At 74.7% G+C, this 19776-nt stretch carries 18 protein-coding genes and 1 pseudogene; 7 read left to right on the forward strand and 12 right to left on the reverse strand.

Annotation, left to right across the window (positions count from 1 at the left end; all coding sequences use genetic code 11):
* Positions 1–111: 111 nt before the first annotated feature.
* A pseudogene (locus ACWIX7_RS10460) lies at positions 112–669 on the reverse strand (class I SAM-dependent methyltransferase); the annotation flags it as partial.
* Entirely contained in the window at positions 612–1706 is a 1095-nt protein-coding gene (locus ACWIX7_RS10465; protein ID WP_448621475.1) for a methylenetetrahydrofolate reductase C-terminal domain-containing protein, read from the reverse strand. The gene ACWIX7_RS10465 and the pseudogene ACWIX7_RS10460, both read right to left, overlap by 58 nt.
* Positions 1707–1916: 210 nt before the next feature.
* Here ACWIX7_RS10465 and ACWIX7_RS10470 point away from each other — a divergent pair, with 210 nt between their 5' ends.
* From ACWIX7_RS10470 to ACWIX7_RS10485, 4 genes are all read left to right on the forward strand, one after another.
* A complete protein-coding gene (locus ACWIX7_RS10470) occupies positions 1917–2789 on the forward strand; it encodes a DUF5996 family protein (protein WP_448621476.1) in 873 nt (290 codons plus the stop codon).
* Positions 2790–2814: 25 nt separating this feature from the next.
* Positions 2815–3783, forward strand: a complete 969-nt coding sequence (locus tag ACWIX7_RS10475) for a pirin family protein (protein ID WP_448621477.1) — start codon at positions 2815–2817, stop codon at positions 3781–3783.
* Between the two features lie 99 nt (positions 3784–3882).
* Entirely contained in the window at positions 3883–4962 is a 1080-nt protein-coding gene (locus ACWIX7_RS10480; RefSeq protein WP_448621478.1) for a diguanylate cyclase, read from the forward strand.
* Positions 4963–5023: 61 nt separating this feature from the next.
* On the forward strand, positions 5024–5452 hold the full coding sequence (locus tag ACWIX7_RS10485; RefSeq protein WP_448621479.1) for a PPOX class F420-dependent oxidoreductase: 429 nt from the start codon (positions 5024–5026) through the stop codon (positions 5450–5452).
* A 21-nt stretch (positions 5453–5473) separates the two neighbouring features.
* Here the strand turns inward: ACWIX7_RS10485 and ACWIX7_RS10490 are convergent, their stop codons facing one another.
* The 3 genes from ACWIX7_RS10490 to ACWIX7_RS10500 form a co-directional block, all read right to left on the reverse strand.
* Positions 5474–5929 carry a nuclear transport factor 2 family protein gene (locus ACWIX7_RS10490; protein ID WP_448621480.1) on the reverse strand — a complete coding sequence of 152 codons (456 nt, stop codon included), beginning with the start codon at positions 5927–5929 and terminating at the stop codon, positions 5474–5476.
* A gap of 187 nt (positions 5930–6116) precedes the next feature.
* The gene (locus ACWIX7_RS10495) at positions 6117–6893 is read right to left on the reverse strand and encodes a VOC family protein (protein WP_448621481.1); all 777 of its coding nucleotides are present in this window, start codon (positions 6891–6893) and stop codon (positions 6117–6119) included.
* A gap of 75 nt (positions 6894–6968) precedes the next feature.
* Positions 6969–9032: a TPM domain-containing protein gene (locus tag ACWIX7_RS10500; RefSeq protein WP_448621482.1), complete on the reverse strand. Its 2064-nt coding sequence runs from the start codon at positions 9030–9032 to the stop codon at positions 6969–6971.
* 103 nt (positions 9033–9135) lie between these two features.
* Between ACWIX7_RS10500 and ACWIX7_RS10505 the strand changes: the two genes are divergently transcribed.
* Positions 9136–9492, forward strand: a complete 357-nt coding sequence (locus tag ACWIX7_RS10505; protein ID WP_448621483.1) for a Rieske (2Fe-2S) protein — start codon at positions 9136–9138, stop codon at positions 9490–9492.
* A 34-nt stretch (positions 9493–9526) separates the two neighbouring features.
* Here ACWIX7_RS10505 and ACWIX7_RS10510 read toward each other — a convergent pair whose 3' ends face one another.
* The 6 genes from ACWIX7_RS10510 to ACWIX7_RS10535 all read right to left on the reverse strand — a co-directional run bounded on the left by ACWIX7_RS10510 (position 9527) and on the right by ACWIX7_RS10535 (position 16338).
* Positions 9527–11224 carry an ABC transporter ATP-binding protein gene (locus tag ACWIX7_RS10510; protein ID WP_448621484.1) on the reverse strand — a complete coding sequence of 566 codons (1698 nt, stop codon included), beginning with the start codon at positions 11222–11224 and terminating at the stop codon, positions 9527–9529.
* Positions 11221–12279: an ABC transporter permease gene (locus ACWIX7_RS10515; protein ID WP_448621485.1), complete on the reverse strand. Its 1059-nt coding sequence runs from the start codon at positions 12277–12279 to the stop codon at positions 11221–11223. Before ACWIX7_RS10515 ends, ACWIX7_RS10510 begins: the two co-directional genes overlap by 4 nt.
* Positions 12279–13379: an ABC transporter permease gene (locus ACWIX7_RS10520; protein ID WP_448621486.1), complete on the reverse strand. Its 1101-nt coding sequence runs from the start codon at positions 13377–13379 to the stop codon at positions 12279–12281. The genes ACWIX7_RS10515 and ACWIX7_RS10520 overlap by 1 nt, the downstream gene beginning before the upstream one ends.
* Positions 13380–13472: 93 nt before the next feature.
* Positions 13473–15119 (reverse strand): ABC transporter substrate-binding protein, encoded by a 1647-nt coding sequence (locus ACWIX7_RS10525; RefSeq protein ID WP_448621487.1) that lies wholly within the window; start codon positions 15117–15119, stop codon positions 13473–13475.
* 250 nt (positions 15120–15369) lie between these two features.
* Positions 15370–15969 carry a recombination mediator RecR gene (gene recR / locus ACWIX7_RS10530; RefSeq protein ID WP_448621488.1) on the reverse strand — a complete coding sequence of 200 codons (600 nt, stop codon included), beginning with the start codon at positions 15967–15969 and terminating at the stop codon, positions 15370–15372.
* Between the two features lie 33 nt (positions 15970–16002).
* On the reverse strand, positions 16003–16338 hold the full coding sequence (locus ACWIX7_RS10535) for a YbaB/EbfC family nucleoid-associated protein (protein ID WP_091219034.1): 336 nt from the start codon (positions 16336–16338) through the stop codon (positions 16003–16005).
* Between the two features lie 128 nt (positions 16339–16466).
* On the opposite strand from ACWIX7_RS10535, the gene ACWIX7_RS10540 reads away from it, so the two are divergent.
* Complete coding sequence (locus ACWIX7_RS10540) at positions 16467–16832, forward strand: ArsR/SmtB family transcription factor (protein WP_448621489.1); 366 nt, start codon at positions 16467–16469, stop codon at positions 16830–16832.
* A complete protein-coding gene (locus ACWIX7_RS10545) occupies positions 16829–17311 on the forward strand; it encodes an SRPBCC family protein (protein WP_448621490.1) in 483 nt (160 codons plus the stop codon). Before ACWIX7_RS10540 ends, ACWIX7_RS10545 begins: the two co-directional genes overlap by 4 nt.
* Positions 17312–17321: 10 nt before the next feature.
* Here ACWIX7_RS10545 and ACWIX7_RS10550 read toward each other — a convergent pair whose 3' ends face one another.
* A complete protein-coding gene (locus tag ACWIX7_RS10550) occupies positions 17322–19670 on the reverse strand; it encodes a DNA polymerase III subunit gamma and tau (RefSeq protein ID WP_448621491.1) in 2349 nt (782 codons plus the stop codon).
* Between the last annotated feature and the right edge of the window lie 106 nt (positions 19671–19776).

The raw sequence follows: 19776 nt of genomic DNA on the forward strand, positions 1-19776 counted from the left end.
TCCACCCCGGCGGACTGTCCCCGAGGTCCGCGGTCGCGGTCTCCCCCCCAGTCGGAGACCCGCCGCGTCGAGCAGCCCCCGCAGCTCCTCCTCGGTCGGGAAGTCGTTGCCCTCGGGCAGGGGCGGGGGCAACGGGCGGTCGGCCACGAAGACCAGCACCCCGAGCCGGCCGCCGTCCGCGAGCACCCGTCGCAGCTCCGTCAGCGCACCCTCCTTGTCGGGGGTGGTGCAGAGGACGCCGAGGCACCAGGCGGCGTCGAAGGCGGCGTCGGCGAACGGCAGCCGTTGCGCCAGCGCGGTCACCGACGGCAGCCCGAACAGCCGGTGCGCGGCGCGCGCCGCCTCGTGCATCGGCTCGGCACAGATGGCGCGCACACCACGCTCGGCGGCCAGCCACCCGGCCGGCCCGCCGACGCCGGCGCCGTCGTCGAGCACCCGGCTGCCGGCCGTCAGCTCCAGCCGGTCGGCCAGCCAGCGCAGCGCTCCAGCGCTGCCGCTCCCCCGGCACCCGGCCGGGACGGCGTACTCAGGGCCCAGTGCCTGCACCGCCTCCTCGGTCCACCCGGCGACCGTGCCGAACTCGGCCTCCATCGCCTCGCTCTCCAGCTCGCTCATGTCGCCTCCTCGCTCGCGCTCGTCGGCGCCACGAGCGATCGCTGCTCCGTCCATGGTGGGCTCGCGAGCTCGCCCACTGCCTCCCTGATCGCGGCCGCGACCTCGGCCTTGACCCGGGCGCCGTCGTCCTCCCCGAGGCCCGAGGCCAGACCGGACAGGTTGACCCCCACGACCCCGGGGACGCTCAGCAGCGCGCGGGCCTCGGCCACGGCGGCCGCGATGCCGGCCGACCGCGGGTCCGGCGCGGCCAGCACCCCCTCGACCGTGGCGTCGTCCACGTGCAGGCCGGGGAAGCGCTGGAGCACCCGGGCGGAGCGCTCGTCGGTGTAGACGGCGACTGCGGCGACGAACGGCAACGTCGCCCCGGCGCTCCGCGCGGCGGCGACGAAGGCGAACACCTCGGCCGGGGTGCGGACGTGGTTGAGGACGCACACCTGCGCCCCGGCCCGCTGCTTGCCCGCGACCCGGGCCGGCCGGCGGTCGACCGGCGGGGCCGCGGGCGACTCGGGGACGGCGACCGGCAGCCCTGCCGCTCCGGCGAGCGCGGCCAGCCGGGTGCCGTCGAGGTCGAACACCTGGGTGACGCCGGGCCGGACACCGGGGCCGCGGGCATCGCCGGTCACGCACAGCACGCCGTCGACGCCCACCGCGGCCAGGCCCGCCAGCTCCTGCTCGAGGACGACGCGGTTGCGGTCACGGCAGGCCAGCGTCGTCCACGGCCGGCCGCCGGCGTCCCGGACCTCGGCGGCGAACAGCGTGGGCGGGAGGTCGGGGCGGTTGGCGTGCTCGCCGACCAACAGCCCGTCGGACACCGGGGCCAGCACGCCCACGACCCGGCGCAGCGAGGCCGGGTCGAACGGCGCCACGGTGAGGTCGGTGAGCACCACCGGCCCCGTGCGGGCGCGGTCGAGCAGGCTGCCCAGTGGCGGCGCGACCGGGGGCGCCGCCGGCGCGTCCCAGGCGGGGGCGGGGTCGTCGAGGAAGACGCAGCGGTGCTCGGCCACCTCGCAGCGGCCGTCGTCCCGGACGCCACCGCACGGGCCGAACACCATCCGCTTGGGGCAGCCCGGCCGCCGACGGTCGTCGTCCACGGCCGGAGCCTGACCCGTGCGAACGGACCCCAAACCGGCGAGATCCCATGATCTCGCACGGTCCGGGGGCGCATCCGTGCGAGATCACGCGATCTCGCCACTCCGGGTGGCGGCTACCGCCCGGCCGCCGGGATCGTCATGCTGGCCGCGATCGGTCCCGCGACGCCAGGAGCCGCCCGTGTCCGTCTTCCCGCCTCTGCCGCTGGCCGAGTGGGCAAGGAGACCCTGCACCGGTTCCTGCAGGTCGTCGGCAAGCTGCGGCTGGCCAACGCCCCGCGGCGCAACCACTGGTGGCACATCCCCTTCCACCTCACCGGCCGGGGGCTGACCACCCGCCCGATGGGCTTCGACCCGGTCTTCGCCGTGGACCTCGACCTGGTCGACCACCGGCTGGAGGTGGCCGTCGCCGACGGACGGCGGGCGTCGTTCGCGCTGCCCGGGCTGAGCGTGGCGGCGTTCTACCGGCAGCTGCTCGACACCCTCGCGACGCTCGGCCTGCCCGCGACCGTGGAGATCCCGGTCCCGTTCGACCTGGCCGACCGCACCCCGTTCGCCGAGGACGAGCACCACGCCTCCTACGACCGGGACCGGGTGACCCGCTACTGGGTGGTGCTGGGCCAGGTGGCGCAGGTACTCGAGGAGTTCGCCGGGCGCAGCTACGCCAAGACCAGCCCGGTGCACCACTTCTGGCACACCTTCGACCTCGCCGTCACCCGCTTCTCCGACCGCCGGGTGGAGCAGCCGGACACCGTCGACCCGGTCACCCGCGAGGCCTACTCGCACGAGGTCATCAGCGCGGGCTTCTGGTTCGGCGACGAGCAGGTGCCCGAGCCCGCCTTCTACTCCTACACCGCCCCCGAGCCGCCGGGCCTGGTCGAGGAACCGCTGCGGCCGGCCGCGGCACGCTGGATCGACAGCCGCGGCGCGCACCTGGCGCTGCTGCCCTACGAGGACGTGCGCACCGCGGCCGACCCGCGCGCCGTCGTCCTGGACTTCCTGGAGAGCGCCTACGTGGCCGGCGCCCGGCGCGCCGGCTGGGACCTCGCGGCGCTGCGCTGCCCGACCGCCCCCGAGCCCCGATGACCCCGACCCTCCGGAGGTGCACGCCATGAGCAACCTCGACCGCCGCCCGCCCTCCCGCGAGCTCGGCGGGCTGGAGGACACCGCCGCCGGCCCGGTGCTGGACCTGCTGCCGGGCAAGGAGGTGGTGCTCGGCGAGAGCACCCGGGTGCGCCGGCTGCTGCCCACCCTGGGCCGCCGGCTGGTCGGGGCGTGGGCGTTCGTCGACCACTACGGCCCCGACGACATCACCTCCACACCCGGCATGCAGGTGCCGCCGCACCCGCACACCGGCCTGCAGACGGTGTCCTGGCTGCTCGACGGCGAGGTGCACCACCGCGACTCGCTCGGCAGCGACGCACGCATCCGCCCCGGCGAGCTGGCCCTGATGACCGCCGGGCACGGCATCGCGCACTCCGAGCAGTCCCCGGCGGTGCACCCGCGGTACCTGCACGGCGCCCAGCTGTGGGTGGCGCTGCCCGAGGCCGCCCGCGACACCGCGCCGGCCTTCGCCCACCACACGTCGCTGCCCGGCTTCGCCTCCGACGGGCTGACCGCCACCGTGCTCATGGGCAGCCTCGGCGGGGCCACCTCGCCGGGCACCGCGTACACCCCGCTGGTCGGCGCCGACCTGGAGCTGGCCGCCGGCGCGGACGTCGAGCTGCCGCTGGAGCCGGACTTCGAGTACGCCCTGCTGGCCTCGTCCGGGTCGGCCGAGGTGGAGGAGACGCCGCTGGAGGTCGGCGCGATGCTCTACCTCGGCACCGGGCGGCGCGCGGTGCGGGTGCGCGCCGCCGGGCCGACCCGGCTGCTGCTGCTGGGCGGCGAGCCGTTCGAGGAGCGGATCGTCATGTGGTGGAACTTCGTCGGCCGCTCCGGCGAGGAGATCGCCGAGTACGCCGAGCGGTGGAACGCCGAGGACGAGCGCTTCGGCGCCGTAGTCGGCTACGACGGCGACCGGCTGGAGGCCCCGCCGCTGCCGCCGGTACCGCTCAAGGCCCGGGGCCGGGAACGCTGAGGACCACGGCCGGCCGCGACGGGACGGACCTCCCTCCGAGGGGGTAGAGGAACGGCCGGGTCTCTGTGGGAGCCCGGCGGCCGGTGCGATGACAGGAGCATGAGAGCGCTGGCCCAGGACGAGGAGCGGGTCGCCTTCTGGCGGCGGCACACCCTCAGCGGGATCGTGCTGTGCGAGGTCCTCCCGGCGATCATCGCCGCGCGGACCCTGACCACCGACCCGCCTCGATCCGGACTCCTCCTCGCCCTGACGGCGGCCGTGGCGGGGTCGGCTCCGCTGCTGGCGCTCGCCCCGGTCGATCGGCTGGCCCGCCACCCGCGGGGCCGGCTGTTCTTCGACGCCTGGGAAGCCCTGGGCATCGCCCTGGTGATCACGGTCTGCGTGCTCGACGAGGGAGTCGACAGCCCCTACGTCCTGTTCCTCTTCGTCCTGCTGGCGCACGCGGCGCTGGCGTACCCACCGGCCGGTGTCGCGCTGGCCGGCACGAGCATCCTCGTCGGGTACCTCGGCATGGGCCTCGGGCTCGGGGGTGTGCCGGCCGACGACGTCCTGGTCGGTGCGCTCGCCCTCGCGGTCGCCACGGCCACCTGCGCGTTCGCGTCGGCCAACCACCAGCGGGCCTACCAGCGCACCGCCGCCTACGCCCAGCAGGTCGCCCTCCTCGCCGAGCGCGACGGGTTGACCGGCGCGCTGAACCACCGCACCTTCCACGAGCGGCTGCGCACCGAGGCGGCCCGCACCACGGCCGACCGACCGCTCGGCCTGCTGCTCGTGGACGTCGACGAGTTCAAGACCGTCAACGACACCCTGGGTCACCTGGCCGGGGACGCGGTGCTCCGCCTGGTCGCCGGGTCGCTGCAGGACCTGACCCGCAGCGAGGACGTCGTCGGGCGCCTGGGCGGTGACGAGTTCGCCCTCCTCCTGCCAGGTACCGACCTGCCGGAGGCCACCGGGATCGCCGAACGGCTCGTCACCCACGTGCGCACCGCCGGCGCTCCCTACGCGGTCACCGTGAGCGTCGGCGCTGCGGCGGTCACGTGGAGCGACCCGGTCGGGCTGCAGGCCACGGCGGATGCCGCCGTGTACCGCGCGAAGCGCAGCGGTCGCGACCGGGTCTGCGTGCCCCCACCGGCGTCGGACGGCTCCCGGACCGCGCCGCTCGCGCCGTCGGGACGCTGACCCCCGGCCCCGGCGACGGGCGGCGGGGCACAGGACGGAGCGGAACGGCGTTGCTGCCGGCATGACCGTCGACCCGCGCATGCTCGCCTTCGTCGCCTCCCAGCACGCCGGCGTGCTCGGCACCCTCAAGCGCGACGGGCGGCCGCAGCTGTCGAACCTCTTCTACGCGTGGGACGACGAGCAGCAGCTGGCCCGCATCTCGGTGACCGCCGACCGCGCCAAGACCCGCAACCTGCAGGCCGACCCGCGGGCGACCCTGCACGTGACCTCGGCGGACTTCTGGACGTGGGTCGCCGTCGAGAGCACCGCCGAGCTCAGCCCGGTCGCGGCCGACCCGCACGACGCCACCGTCGAGGAACTCGTCGGCTACTACCGCGCGCTCAATGGCGAGCACGAGGACTGGGACGCCTACCGCGCGGCCATGGTCGCCGACCGCCGGCTCGTCGTCCGGCTGCGCCCCGGGCACACCTACGGGCAGCTCCGCGGCTGACCTCGCGCCCCGGCCACTCGGTCAGCGCGCGGTGGTGTCCTCGCCCCGGCTGGCCGCGATGTGCTTGGCCGTGTCGAGGTAGTGCCGCAGACGGACCACCCGGCCGGACTCGTCGAAGGTCCACAGGTGGATCTCCTCGTCCGCGAACCGCCCGCCGCTCGGCATGGAGAACTCCGCCCGCACCTCCGCGACGACCTGGCGCCCGTCGCCGATGACGTCGAGCACGGTGAAGTCGTGCAGCGTCCACGTGCCGACGACGGCGAAGAAGTCCGCCACCTCGGCCGGTCCGGTGCGCCGGGCCATGGTCGGCACGCCCGCCCGCTGGGCCCAGTTGTCCCGCCAGTCCTCCCACGCAACGTCCTCGGCGAGACGGGCGAGGAAGCCGGGGACGTCGCCTCGGCCGAACGCCTCGTACAGACCGATGACGGTGGCTGCGTTGCCGGTCGCCGTGCCCGCGTGTCCGGTGCTGGCGGTCATGGCTGGTCCTCCTGGTCCCTGCGCTGGTGGGCAGCCCCGTGTGGTGGGCAACAGGGTGGTCGCCGTGGGACAGGGAGCGCAGCAGTCCTTGGGCCCTCCCAGCCGTGGCACGTGCTCCACGGCGACCCGGCCCCGCGGGCCGGCGGTGGACGGGTCCGACCACAGCACCGACCCGCGATCGCGCCGGTCAGCTCCCCGGGACCTGCATCGCCGCAGGGGGCTGCATCACCGACATCGGGGCACCCCACGGGTCCTCCACCACGGCGAAGCGGCCGTACTCGGTGTCCATCGGCGCCATCGTCACCTTGCCGCCGCCGGACTCGACGGTGGCGACGGCCTCGTCGGTGGAGTCGACCGCGAAGCACGCGGTCCAGCCCTTCGGGGAGCCCGGCTGGTGGCCGCCGAGGCCCCCGAGCATGCGGTCCCCGATCGCGAAGGTCTGGTAGCCCTCCGCGCCGGGCACCTCGGCCCAGGTGAAGCCGAACACCGCCGTGTAGAACTCCCGGGCCGCCGCCGGGTCGTCGACCGCGGCCTCGCTCCACACCAGCGATCCGTGCTCGTTGAAGACGCGGTACCCGGTGTGCTGGCCGGACTGCCACAGCCCGAACGCGTTGCCCTGCGGGTCGGTGGCGATGACCATCGTGCCCATCGGCTCGATCTCCATGGGCTCCACGACGACGGCGCCGCCGGCCTCCCGGATGCGGGCGGCCGTGGCCGCGGCGTCGTCGGTCGCGAAGTACGTCGTCCAGCCCGGGGAGTCGCCCGGGTTCATCAGCGGGCCGAGGCCGGCGGCCGGCTCGCCGTTGCGCGTGGCGTTGAGGTAGCCGCCGTAGTCGGGGTCACCGCCCGTGAACTCCCAGCCGAACAGGCGGCCGTAGAAGTCCTTGGCGACGTCGATCTCCGAGGCGCCGTAGTCGATCCAGCAAGGGGTGCCGGCCGGCCACGGGGTGTTCCGAGTGGGCATCGCTCCTCCTCGTCGGGTGGGGGAGGACACCGTGGCACCGGGCACCGACAGTTCCCAGGGGCTCGGGGACGCCGGTCAGAACCGCCCGCCGCCGGAGCGGCCGCGGCTGCGCGAGCCGCCGAAGCTGCCCGGACGGCGCCCGCCGCCGCGGGACCCGCCCCCGCCGAAGGAGCCCCCACCGACGCCGCCGCCGTAGGGGCCGCCGTAGCCGCCTGCTCCGCGACCGCCGCCGAAGATGATCCCGCCGAGCACCAGGCTGCCGAGGTCCACGCCGCCGCGGCCCCCGCCGTACCCGCCGCCGAACCCGCCCGGCCCGTACCCACCGCCGAAGCCGCCGGGCCCGTACCCGCCACCGCCCCAGCCGGCCACGTCGGACTGCGCCCGCTGCAGCGCCTCTTGGGCCAGCGCGTCGGCCAGCTGGGCCTCGCGCAGCCCCCCGACCGGGTCGGAGCGCCCCTGCGCGACCGCGAGGTCCAGGTGCCGCTGCGCCTCGGCCAGCCGGGTGCGGGCCTCGGGGCCGACGGCACCGCGGCGGGTGCTGATGAAGTCGCCGGCCGCGGCGATGGTGGAGCGGGCCGTGAGCAGCGCCTGGTCCAGCGACGCCGCGGCCCGCCGCGCCCGCTGCTCGGCGTCCCGCGCCACGGCGAGCGCCTGCTCCAGCGCGATGTCGGCCTCCTCCAGCTGGCGGAGGGCCGCCATCGGGTCGGACAGTCCGCCGTCGGCCGGGCGCAGCGCGGCGTCGGCCGCGGTCAGGGCCGCCTCGGCGCGGGCCACCTGCGGCCGCAGTCCGCCACCGGTGCCCCCGGCGACCAGTGCGCGGGCCTCGGCGAGGTCCTCCTCGGTCTCGGCCCGCACCTGCGCCGCCCGGGCCTCGGCGGCCGGCAGGTCGCTGCCCAGGCGGGCGACGGCGTCCAGCAGCGTGCCGGTCTGGGCGAGGGCGTCCTCGGCGACCCGGATGTCCCCGACCGCGGCGCCCGAGCGCCCGGCCGCGATCTCGTCGCGTGCCTCGGTGATCTCCTGCTCGGCGGCGTCGAGCCGCGCCCGGGCCTGCGCCAGGTTGTCGGCGACCGGCGCCAGCGCGGCGGCGGCGTAGCGGCGCTGCAGCGCGGCGAACCGTTCCCCCTCGGCGGGCAGCCGGCCGCGCAGCGCCGTGGCGCGGGAGGCCAGCGCGTCGAGGGCCTGCGGCGCGGTGCGCTCGAGGTCGCGCAGACGGTCGAAGGCCTCCGCCTGCTCGTCGAGGCGGGCGTCGGCCGCGGCGGTCAGCTGGAGCATCTCGGTGACCATGCGCCGCTTCGTCGGCTCGTCCTCGGGGTGCTCGTCGTCCAGCTGCTGGCGCAGCGAGAAGGCCCGGACCAGGTCCTGCTCCGAGGCGGCCAGCGCCTCGGCGAAGCCGGCGACCGCCTCCTGGCCGTACTGCAGCCGGGCGTAGTCGAGGTCGAGCCGGGAGGTCTTGACCGCCTCGTCCAGCTCCAGCAGCGCCGTGCTGGCCTGCCCCTCCAGCTGCTCGGTGGGCACGCCGGCGTGCGGGTCGGGCCGCTCCAGCCGCTGGGTGGGCGGCGGTCCCTGCCGGCGCCGGCGGGACCGCGAGACCAGGTAGGCCCCGCCCGCGACCGCCGCGATGCCGCCGACCACCGCGACCGTGCCCAGCCCGCTGCCCGAGCCGCCGTCCCCGGAGCCGCCGGGGTCCCCGGCGAGCCCGTCGGCGAGCGCGACCGCCGCGCCGTCCCAGTCGCCTTGGGACAGCAGCGGGTCGACGTCGGAGACCAGCAGCTGCTCGATCTCGGCGTCGGTCAGGGGGGAGTCGTCGGGCACCCAGTAGCCGTAGCGCCGGTCGTCGACCGCGACGGCGAACAGCGCGTCACCGGTGCCCAGGCCCGACGCCTCCGCTGTCGCCTGCGCCCACTGGCCCTGCGGCACGCCGTCGAACGACGACACGTAGACGACGAACAGCTGCGTGCCGTCGGCGGAACGCAGCTGGCCGAGGGAGTCCTCGACCTGCGACTCCTCGGACGGGTCGAGGACGCCGGCGTCGTCGGTGAGCTGCGCCGGGACGTCGAACGGCGGCTCGGCCAGCGCCGGGCCTCCGCCGAGGAGGACGAGGGTGGCCAGCGGGACGAGGACGGCGGGCAGCCGGCGCACGGGAGGACCTCCGGGTTCGGGTGCGGCGACCCTACCCGCGCCGGGCGGTCTGAGCCGTCGCTCCCGCGGGTAGGGCCCAGGGCCCGAGACCGCTGGAGGACGCATGACCGAGCCCGACCGGATCCCCGCCGCCGACCTGCCGCCGGGAGCGGTCCGCCGCGTCGGCGACTGGGCCGTCGGCAACCGGGACGGCCGGTACTTCGCCGTCTCCCGACGCTGCCGCCACCAGCTCGCCGACCTCTCCGAGGGCAGCATCGACGCCGAGGGCTGCCTGGTCTGCCCGTGGCACCAGAGCCGCTACGACGTCCGGACCGGCGAGATGGTCGAGGGCCCGCACGGCTTCCTCGGCTACCACGGTCCGACGCCCGGCTACACGCAGTTCGTCCGCGCCTACGCCCGGGTCCTGCGGCTGCGGGTCCGCCGGGCGCTGCGCCGAGGGGACGACGTCGTCCTCGATTGACGGACCCCGTCCTCCCGGACCGGCCACGCCTGGCTCAGGCGTCGCGGAGCTGCTGCCAGGTCTCCCGGCGGCGGGCCTGCTCCTCGGGATCGGGAACCGGCAGCGAGGCCAGCAGCCGCTGCGTGTAGGGGTGCCGGGGCGCGCCGAGCACCTCGGCACCGGTCCCCTCCTCGACGAGCCGGCCGCGGTAGAGCACCGCGATCCGGTCGGCGAGCAGGTCGACGACGGCGAGGTCGTGGCTGATGAACAGGCAGGCGAACCCGAGCTCGCGCTGCAACTCGGCGAAGAGCTCGAGCACCCGCGCCTGCACCGACACGTCGAGGGCCGACGTCGGCTCGTCGGCGATGAGCAGCTCGGGGTCCAGCGCCAGCGACCGGGCGAGGCTGGCCCGCTGCCGCTGCCCGCCGGAGAGCTCGTGCGGGAAGCGGTCGCCGAAGCTCTTCGGCAGCTGGACGGCCTCGAGCAGTTCGTCGACCCGCCCGCGCGCGGCGCGCGGGTCGTCGGCCCGGCCGTTGACCACCAGCGGCTCGGCGACCGCCTCGGCGATGGTGAGCAGCGGGTTGAAGCTCGACGCCGGGTCCTGGAAGACGAAGCCGATCCGCCGGCGCACCGGCCGGAACGCCTTCTCCCTGACCCCGTTCATCTCGGTGCCCAGGACCTGCAGCGAACCACCGGTGACCTTCGTCAGACCGGCGATGGCGCGCCCGATCGTGGTCTTGCCGCTGCCGCTCTCCCCGACCAGCCCGAGGACCTCCCCCGGCCGGATCGCGAAGCTGACGCCGTCGACGGCGACGAAGTCCGGACGCCGCAGCCGCCCCGGGTAGACGATCCGCAGGTCGCGGGCTTCGACGACCGGCGCCGCGTCGGCCCAGCCGGCCGGCCGCCGGGCCGCCCGCTCCTCGGCGCGGGCCCGGCCCTCCCCGAGGCGCGGCACCGAGGCCAGCAACTGCCGGGTGTAGGGCTCCTGCGGCGCCGAGAACAGCGTCCGGACGTCGGCCTGCTCGACGACCCGCCCCTGGTACATGACCGCGACCCGGTCGGCCAGGTCGGCCACCACACCCATGTTGTGGGTGATCAGCACGATCGCGGCGCCGAACTCGTCGCGGCAGCGGCGCAGCAGGTCGAGGATCTCGGCCTGCACGGTGACGTCGAGGGCGGTGGTCGGCTCGTCGGCGATGATCACACCGGGGTCGAGCACGAGCGCCTGGGCGATGACGATGCGCTGCTTCTGCCCGCCGGAGAACTGGTGCGGGTAGTGGTCGACCCGCTCCTCGGGGTCGGGGATGCCCACCCGCCGCAGGACGTCGATCGCCTCGGCGCGGGCCTCCTTGCGCGAGTACCTCCCGTGCGCGCGCAGCCCCTCGGCGATCTGCCAGCCCACCGGGTACACCGGGTTCAGCGCGGTGGAGGGCTCCTGGAACACCATCGCGGCGTCCCGGCCCCGCACCTCGCCCAGTTGGCGGCGCGAGAGCGTCACGACGTCGTGCTCCTCGGCGCCGTCCCTGCTGCGCAGCAGCACGGCCCCGCGGGTGGTCGCGGTCTCGGGCAGCAGGCCGAGGATGCTGCGCGCGGTCACCGTCTTGCCGCTGCCGCTCTCCCCCACGACGGCGAGCACCTCGCCGGCGGCGACCGACAGGCTCACCCCCTGGACGGCGGCGATGCTGCCGGCGTCGGTGGCGAACGAGACCGACAGGTCGTCGATGGCGACGACGTCCTCGCGTGCGGTGGTCATCGGTGGGTCTCCTCGATCCCGTCCAGGCCGCCCGGCCCCGCGTCCAGCGCCCCGCCGGGCACGACCGGGGTCTCGGCGGCCTCCCCGGCGGTCACCGCGCGGCGGCTGCGCAGCCGCGGGTCGGCCAGGTCGTTGAGGCTCTCCCCGACCAGGGTCAGCCCGAGCACGACCAGCACGATCGCCAGGCCGGGGAAGATCGACGTCCACCAGATGCCGCTGGTGACGTCGGACAGGGCGGCGTTGAGGTCGTAGCCCCACTCCGCGGCTGCGGTCGGCTCGATGCCGAAGCCGAGGAAGCCCAGGCCGGCGAGGGTGAGGATCGCCTCGGAGGCGTTGAGCGTGAGGATCAGTGGCAGCGTGCGGGTGGCGTTGCGCAGCACGTGCCGGGTCATGATCCGCCAGTGCCCGGCCCCGACGACGCGGGCGGACTCGACGTAGGCCTCGTTCTTGATCCGCACCGTCTCGGCACGGACGACGCGGAAGTACTGCGGGATGAACACCACGGTGATCGAGATCGCCGCGGCCAGGATGCCCCCGAACAGGCTGGACTGCCCGCCGCTGATGACGATCGCCATGACGATGGCCAGCAGCAGCGACGGGAAGGCGTAGACCGCGTCGCAGACCACGACGAGCACGCGGTCCAGCCAGCCGCCGAAGTAGCCCGACACCAGGCCGAGCAGCACGCCGGCGAACAGCGAGAGCACGATCGCGACGACGATCACCAGGATCGCGGTGCGCGAGCCGTGGACCACCCGGGAGAACACGTCGTAGCCGCCGACGGTGGTGCCGAGCCAGTGCTCGGCCGACGGCGGCTGCTGGGCACCGAACGGTCCGTCGGCGTCGCGCAGCTGGGCGTGCCCGTAGGGCGCCAGCAGCGGGGCGAACAGCGCGGTCAGCAGGAACAGGGCGGTGAGCAGCAGGCCGGCGACGAGCATGCCGCGCTGCAGCCCGACGCTCTGCCGCAGCTGGTGGACGACGGGCAGCCGGCGCCACCCCCGACGCGACGGGTGGGTGCCAGGCGCGTCCTCGGGCGGAGCGGTCACGGAGGTGGCCATCAGTACCTCACCCGGGGGTCGATGAAGGCGGCGATGACGTCGACGACGAAGTTGGTGACCGCGACGATGACCGCGAGCAGCGCGACGATGCCCTGCACGGCCACGAAGTCGCGGGCCTGCAGGTACTGCGCCAGCTGGAACCCCAGCCCCTTCCACTCGAAGGTCGTCTCGGTGAGCACCGCGCCGCCCATGAGCAGCGCGACCTGCAGGCCGATCACCGTGATGATCGGGATGAGCGCGGGGCGGTAGGCGTGCTTGCGCAGCAGGCGGCGCTCGGCGACCCCGCGGGAGCGGGCGGCCTCGACGTAGCCCGTGCCGAGCGTGCCGATGACGTTGGTGCGCACCAGCCGCAGGAACACCCCGGCGGTGAGCAGGCCGAGCGCGACGGCCGGCAGCACCGCGTGCTCCAGGACGTCGCGCACGACCTCGCCGTCGCCGAGGCGCAGGGCGTCGACGAGGTAGATGCCGGTGGGGTCGTCGAGGAACTGCAGTTCGATCTCGGCGCGGGTCGAGGCCCGGCCGGCGACCGGCAGCCAGCCCAGCCCACTGGCGAAGACGAGCTTGAGCACCAGACCGGCGAAGAAGACCGGGGTGGCGTAGCAGAGGATCGCGAAGACCCGCAGGACGGCGTCGGGCCACCGGTCGCGGGCGTAGGCGGCCAGCCGGCCGAGCGGGATGCCGACGACGAAGGCCACGATCAGCGCGTAGACGGCCAGCTCGAGGGTCGCCGTCCCGAAGGTGGTGAGCACCTGGGTGACCGGGCGCCGGTCGGACAGCGTCGTCCCGAAGTCGCCGGTGAACACGTTCCCGAGGTACTCGAGGTACTGCACGAACAGCGGCCGGTCGTAACCGGCCTCGCTCACCCGCTGGGCGAGCTCCTCGGCGGTCAGCCGCCCGCCCAGCGCCGCGGTGATCGGGTCGCCGGTCGAGCGCATCAGGAAGAAGACCGTGGTCACAAGGATGAACACGGTGGGGATGATCAGCAGGAAGCGGACGAGGACGTAGCTCCCCAGTCCCCCGCTGCCGCGGCGGCTGCGGGCCGCCGGTACGTCCACCTGGGCCGGGTCGCCGGCCGCGAGCTCGGTCGCTGCTGTGGTCATGCCATCACTTCCGCGCATGGAGGCCCCGGGTGGCCCCGCCGTGGCGGCGGGGTCACCCGGGGCCGGTGTCGCTACCTTCTCAGGCCGGTCCGGTCAGCCCTGGCTCAGGGCCCCGTAGCGGAACTTGAAGGACGGGTCCAGCGTGTCCGCCGCACCCTCCACCCCGGTCCGGACGACGGCGACCTGGGCACCCTGCAGGTAGGGCAGCGTGGACAGGTCCTGCGCCTCGAGCTGCTGGATCTGCTCGATGAGGGCCTGGCGCGCGGCCGGGTCCGGCGTCGTCGCCTGCTGCAGGATCAGGTCGTTGACCTGCTGGTTGCTGTAGTGGTTGCTCAGGAAGTTCTCCGTCAGGAAGAACGGCGTCAGGTAGTTGTCGGCGTCGGAGTAGTCCGGGAACCAGCCGAGCTGGTAGGCCGGGTAGACGTCGGCGACGCGGTCCTCGGAGTACTGCACCCACTCGGTGGTCTGCAGGTCGACCGTGAACAGGCCGCTGGACTCCAGCTGGTCCTTGATCAGGGCGTACTCGTCACCGGAGGACGGCCCGTAGTGGTCGTTGGAGTACTGCAGGGACAGCTGCACCGGGGTCTGCACGCCCGCGGCCTGCAGCACCTGGGTGGCCTTGTCCGCGTCCGGGCCACCGTTGCCGTCGCCGTAGAGGTCCTGCAGCGGCGTGATCGCGCCGGTGAGGCCGTCGGGCACGTGCGAGTACAGCGGGGTGTAGGTGCCCCGGTAGACCTGGTCGGCGATCTCCTGGCGGTCGATCAGGTGCGCCATCGCCTGGCGGACCGCCTGCGCCTTGGCCGGGTCGGCCTCAGGCGTGGTGGCGCCGAAGGGCTGGGTGTTGAAGTTGAAGACGATGTAGCGGATCTCGCCGCCGGGGCCGTCCACCACCTCGACCTGGTCGTTGCCGCGCAGGTCGTCGATGTCGGTCGCCGACAGGCTGCGGAAGGCGACGTCGATGTTGCCCTCCTCGATGTCGAGCTTCAGGTTCGAGGAGTCGGCGTAGTAGCGGACGTTGACCTGCGCGGTCTTCGGCGCCCCCAGCAGCCCCTGGTACTCGGGGTTGGCCTCGTACGAGATCAGGTTGTTCTGGTCGTAGTTGGTGATCGTGTACGGCCCGGCGAAGGCGTTGCCGTCGACGATCTCCTGGTCCGGGGTCAGCTCGGTCGCCGAGAAGACCTCCTCGTCGACGATCGGGCCGGCCGGGCTGGACAGGATCTGCGGGAACGTCTGGTCGTTGCCGCTGACCAGGTTGAACACGACCGTGGTGTCGTCCGGGGCGTCGACACCGGCGAGGTTGGCCAGCAGCGCGGCGGGACCGTTCGGGTCGTTGATGGCGACCATCCGGTCGAACGTGAACTTCACGTCCGACGAGGTCAGCTCGTTGCCGTTGGCGAAGGTCAGGCCCGGCTTCAGGGTGACCGTGTACTGGGTCGGCGAGGTGAACTCGGCCGACTGGGCGATGTCCGGCTCGACGTCCGGGCTGCCGTAGTTGGTGTTCATCAGGAACGGGAACACCTGGTTCATCACGGCGAACGAGCCGTTGTCGTACGAACCCGCGGGGTCGATGGTGGTGATCTTGTCGCTGGTGCCGATCGTCAGCGCGTCCCCGCCACCGCCGCCGCCGGAACCGCCGCCCTCGTCGCCACCGCCGCCGCACGCGGCCAGGGCCAGCGCGGTCACCGCGAGGCCCGCCGTGGCGACGCGCGCGCGTCGCCCACCCGTCGAAACGGAAGTCATCCGCCTACCTTCACTTCTTCCTGAGGACCCGCCTGCACGCCGAACAGAACGGGCGTCACACCGGGCCGTGGGTGTCGATCACCCATGGGTAGCACGGGCGCTGCGCGTTCCCGAAGGGTCAGCGGCGACCGTTACCCGCTCGTGACTGCCGCACCGGAGCTCGGGGAGGGCGGCCCCCTGCAGGGCCCTGCTGTGGCCCCGTCCCGGGTCCCGCCCCTGAGCCTGCCAAGGGTGGTGAGGACGGGGTCCCTCAGGCGTCGATGCGGCGGCGACCCTCGAACGCCCGGCCCAGCGTGACCTCGTCGGCGTACTCGAGGTCGCCGCCCACGGGCAGGCCACTGGCCAGCCGGGAGACCGCCAGCCCCAGCGGGCCGACCAGGCGGGCCAGGTAGGCGGCGGTCGCCTCGCCCTCGAGGTTGGGGTCGGTGGCGATGATCAGCTCGGTCACCGTGCCGCTCATCAGCCGGGTCATGAGCTCCTTGACCCGCAGGTCGTCGGGGCCGACGCCCTCGATCGGGCTGATCGCGCCACCGAGCACGTGGTAGCGGCCGCGGAACTCGCGGGTGCGCTCGATCGCGACGACGTCCTTGGGCTCCTCGACGACGCAGATGACGTCGTCGACCCGCCGCGGGTCGCGGCAGATGCGGCACTGCTCGCCCTCGGCGACGTTGTAGCAGGTGCTGCAGAACCGGACCTCGGCCTGCACCCGCTGCAGCGCCGCGACCAGCCGGTCGACGTCGGCCGACTCGGCCGCCAGCAGGTGGAACGCGATGCGCTGGGCGCTCTTCGGCCCGACGCCGGGCAGCCGGCCGAGCTCGTCGATGAGGTCCTGGACGGCCCCCTCGTACACGGTGTCCCTCTCGTCAGGGGGGTCCGCCGCGGCTCAGAGGCCGGGCAACCCCAGGCCGCCACCGAGGCCGCCGGCGAGCGGCCCCATGCGACTGGCGGTGAGTTCGTTGACGGCGCGGGAGGCGTCGCGGAAGGCCGCGACGACGAGGTCCTGCAGGCTCTCCACGTCGTCGGGGTCGACGGCGGCGGGCGCGATCGTCACCGCGGTGACCTCGCCCTGGCCGGTCATCGTGACGCTGACCAGGCCGCCACCGGCCGTGCCGGTGACCTCCTCCTGCGCCAGCTGCTCCTGCGCGGCAGCCAGCTGCTGCTGCATCTGCTGCGCCTGCTCGAGCAGGCGTGCCATGTCGGGCTGGCCTCCGGGGAACATGACCCGAGAGTAGGCCGAGGGACCGACACGTGCGGGGACGTCGGCGTCCTCAACCGGCTGGTTGACAACGCCGCCGGACGGGTCCACGCTCGTCCTCAACCGGACGGTTGCGGAAGGGAGGACACCCGATGGCCGCCGATCCGCTCTCCCGGGTCTTCGCGGCCCTGGCCGACCCCACCCGGCGCGACATGGTCGCCCGGCTGGCGGTGGCCGACGCCACCGTCGGCGAGCTCGCCGAGCCCTACGACGTGAGCGTCCAGGCCGTCTCCAAGCACCTGCGGGTGCTCGAGGACGCCGGCCTGGTCAGCCGCAGCCGCGACGCCCAGCGGCGTCCGGTGCACCTCGAGGCCGAGGTCCTCGACCTCATGACGACGTGGATCGAGCGCTACCGGCAGCAGGCCGAGGAGCGCTACCGCCGTCTCGACGACGTCCTGGCCTCCATGCCGGACGACGTCTCCCCCGCAGATCCGACCCAGGAGAGGAACCCGTCATGACCGCCAACACCCACGAGACGCAGATCGCCGCGGACCCTGACGTCCCGCTCATCCGCATCACCCGCGAGTTCGACGCCCCGACGAGCAAGGTGTTCCGGGCCCACACCGACCCCGAGCTGGTGGTCCGTTGGATGGGGCCGCGCGGCCTGGAGATGTCGATCGACCACTACGACTGCCGCACCGGCGGCTCCTACCGCTACGTGCACCGGCAGGACGGCGAGGAGTACGGCTTCCACGGCTGTTTCCACGAGGTCCGGCCGGACGAGCTGATCGTGCAGACCTTCACCTTCGAGGGCATGCCCGACGGCGTCGCGCTGGAGAAGGTGGTGCTCGAGGACCTCGGCGACGGCCGCACCCGGCTCACCTCGACCTCGCTGTGCGACTCCTTCGCCGACCGCGACGCGATGATCGCCAGCGGCATGGAGGTCGGCGTCCGGGAGGGCTACGAGCGCCTCGACGAGGTCCTGGCCCGCGGCTGAGGCAGCGCCCTCAGCCGTCGATCGGGCGCGCGCCGAGGTGGGTGCGCAGCAGCAACAGCGCCGCCTGCTCGGGGTCGACCGCCGGTTCCGGTTCCCCGTCGCCCCCGGCACCCTCGGCGGCCCGCTCGGCCATGAGCTCGCTCGCCTCGGCCGCCTCCGCGGCCCGCGCCGCCTCGCGGGCGGCCTCCGGGGACGCGGTGCGGCCGGACGCGGGCTGGCCGGCGCCCGCGACCACCACCTGCACCTTCCAGCGCACGCCGAGCAGCTCCTGCAGCGCCTGCCGGACGATGTCCCTGTTCAGGTCGTCGCCGAGCATCTTGGCCAGCGCCGGCGACGTGGCCGCGAGGGTGAGCACCCCGTTGGTGAGGTCCTGCACCTGGGCGCTCCTGAGCAGTGCCTCGGTCGTGCGCTTCTGACCCCGCACGGTCTTCAGCAGCTCCGGCCACACCCGGCGGACGTCACCGGCGTCCAGCTCGCCGTCACCGGCCGCCTCGGGCGGGTTGGCCGTGACCACCGGCATCGGCTCGCTGCCGCGGGGCGCCGGCGAGGACTCCGCGGCGGCCCGCGGCGTCGACGTCGCGGCCGGGCGGGGCTGCCCGACCCGCGCCGCCGCGGCCGCGGCGGCGGCCGGCTGGGCCGGGTGCGGCCAGTCCTCGTCGTCGGTCGGCTCCGGCGGCAGCGGGATGTCCGGCTCCCCGCCGGCGACCCGGGGCGGCCGCTCCTCGGCCGCGGTCGGCGCGGGGGCCGGAGCGCCCGGTTGGGACGGCGCGCCCGAGCCGGGCGGGGTGGTCTGCGGCCAGCCGTCCTCGGCCGGGACGGCCGGACGCGCGGGGGCGCCCGATCCCGGCTTGGTGGTCTCCGGCCAGCCGTCGTCGGCCGGCGGGCGAGCCGCGACCGGCTCGGGCGGAGCGGGCTCGGTGCGCGCCTGCCCGGTCGGCTCCGGCTGGGCGCCGGAGAGCTCGGCGTGGGTGGGCTCCGGGCGGGCGGGCTCGGCGCGGGTGGGCTCGGGAGCGGGGCGCGGCGCCGGCTGTGCGGGCGCGCTCGGCGCCGGGGCGGCGACCTGCGATCTGCGCACGAACTCGCGGACCGGGCGGGCGGGCTGCTCGGGTGCGGTGTCGGCGGGCTCCGGCCGCGCCTCGCGGACCGGCGCGGCGGGACCGGTGGGCTCGGCCCCCGGCCGGCCGGCGTGCTCGCCGGCGATGGACATCCGCCGCTCGAGGCGCTCCAGCCGCTGCAGGGTGGCCGCACCCGAGTCGTCGGTGGCCGGCAGCAGCATCCGGGCGCACACCAGCTCGAGCAGCAGGCGCGGGGCCGTCGTCCCCCGCATCTCGGTCAGGCCGGCGTGCACGGTGTCGGCCATCCGCGACAGCGTGGCCGAGCCCAGCGCCCGGGCCTGCGAGCTCATCAGGTCCAGCCGGTCGGGCGGGCAGTCGAGCAGGCCGTTGCCCCCGGCGTCCGGGACGGCGTCGAGCACGATCAGGTCGCGCAGCCGGTCGAGCAGGTCGGTGGCGAAGCGGCGCGGGTCGTGCCCGGCCTCCACGACCCGGTCGACCGCGCGGAAGACACCCGGCGCGTCGTGCGCGGCGAGGGCGTCGATCGTCTCGTCGAGCAGCGCGTCGTCGGTGACGCCGAGCAGGCCGACGGCCTCCTTGTAGGTGACGCCGTCGGAGCCGGCACCCGCGAGCAACTGGTCGAGGATGGACAGCGAGTCGCGGACCGAGCCGCCGCCGGCGCGCACCACCAGCGGGAAGACGGTCGGCTCGACCTGCACGCCCTCGGCGGCGCAGGTCTTCTCCAGCAGGCCGCGCAGCGTCGTCGGCGGCACCAGGCGGAACGGGTAGTGGTGCGTGCGCGAGCGGATGGTGGGCAGCACCTTGTCCGGCTCGGTGGTCGCGAAGACGAAGACGAGGAACTCCGGCGGCTCCTCCACCACCTTGAGCAGGGCGTTGAAGCCCTGCGTGGTGACCATGTGCGCCTCGTCGACGATGTAGACCTTGTAGCGGCTGTTCACCGGCGCGAAGAAGGCCCGCTCGCGCAGGTCGCGGGCGTCGTCGACACCGCCGTGGCTGGCCGCGTCGATCTCGATGACGTCGATCGAGCCGGGGCCGTCGGGTGCCAGCGACACGCAGGACGTGCACACGCCGCAGGGGGTGGACGTCGGCCCCTGCTCGCAGTTCAGCGACCGGGCGAGGATGCGCGCCGAGGAGGTCTTGCCGCACCCGCGCGGGCCGCTGAACAGGTAGGCGTGGTTGATCCGCCCACCGTCGACGGCGTTGACCAGCGGGGCGGTCACGTGCTCCTGCCCGACCACCTCGGCGAAGGTCGCCGGGCGGTACTTCCGGTAGAGCGCCAGAGCCACGGCAGCAGGTTACGTGGAGGAGGCGACGGATCGGCGAACGCCGTTGTGGACCGGTCGCAGGGGCCCGGAGGGTCTCCCGACAGGGACACGGGCAGCGGCACCACCC

Source organism: Geodermatophilus sp. URMC 65 (genome assembly GCF_053502545.1).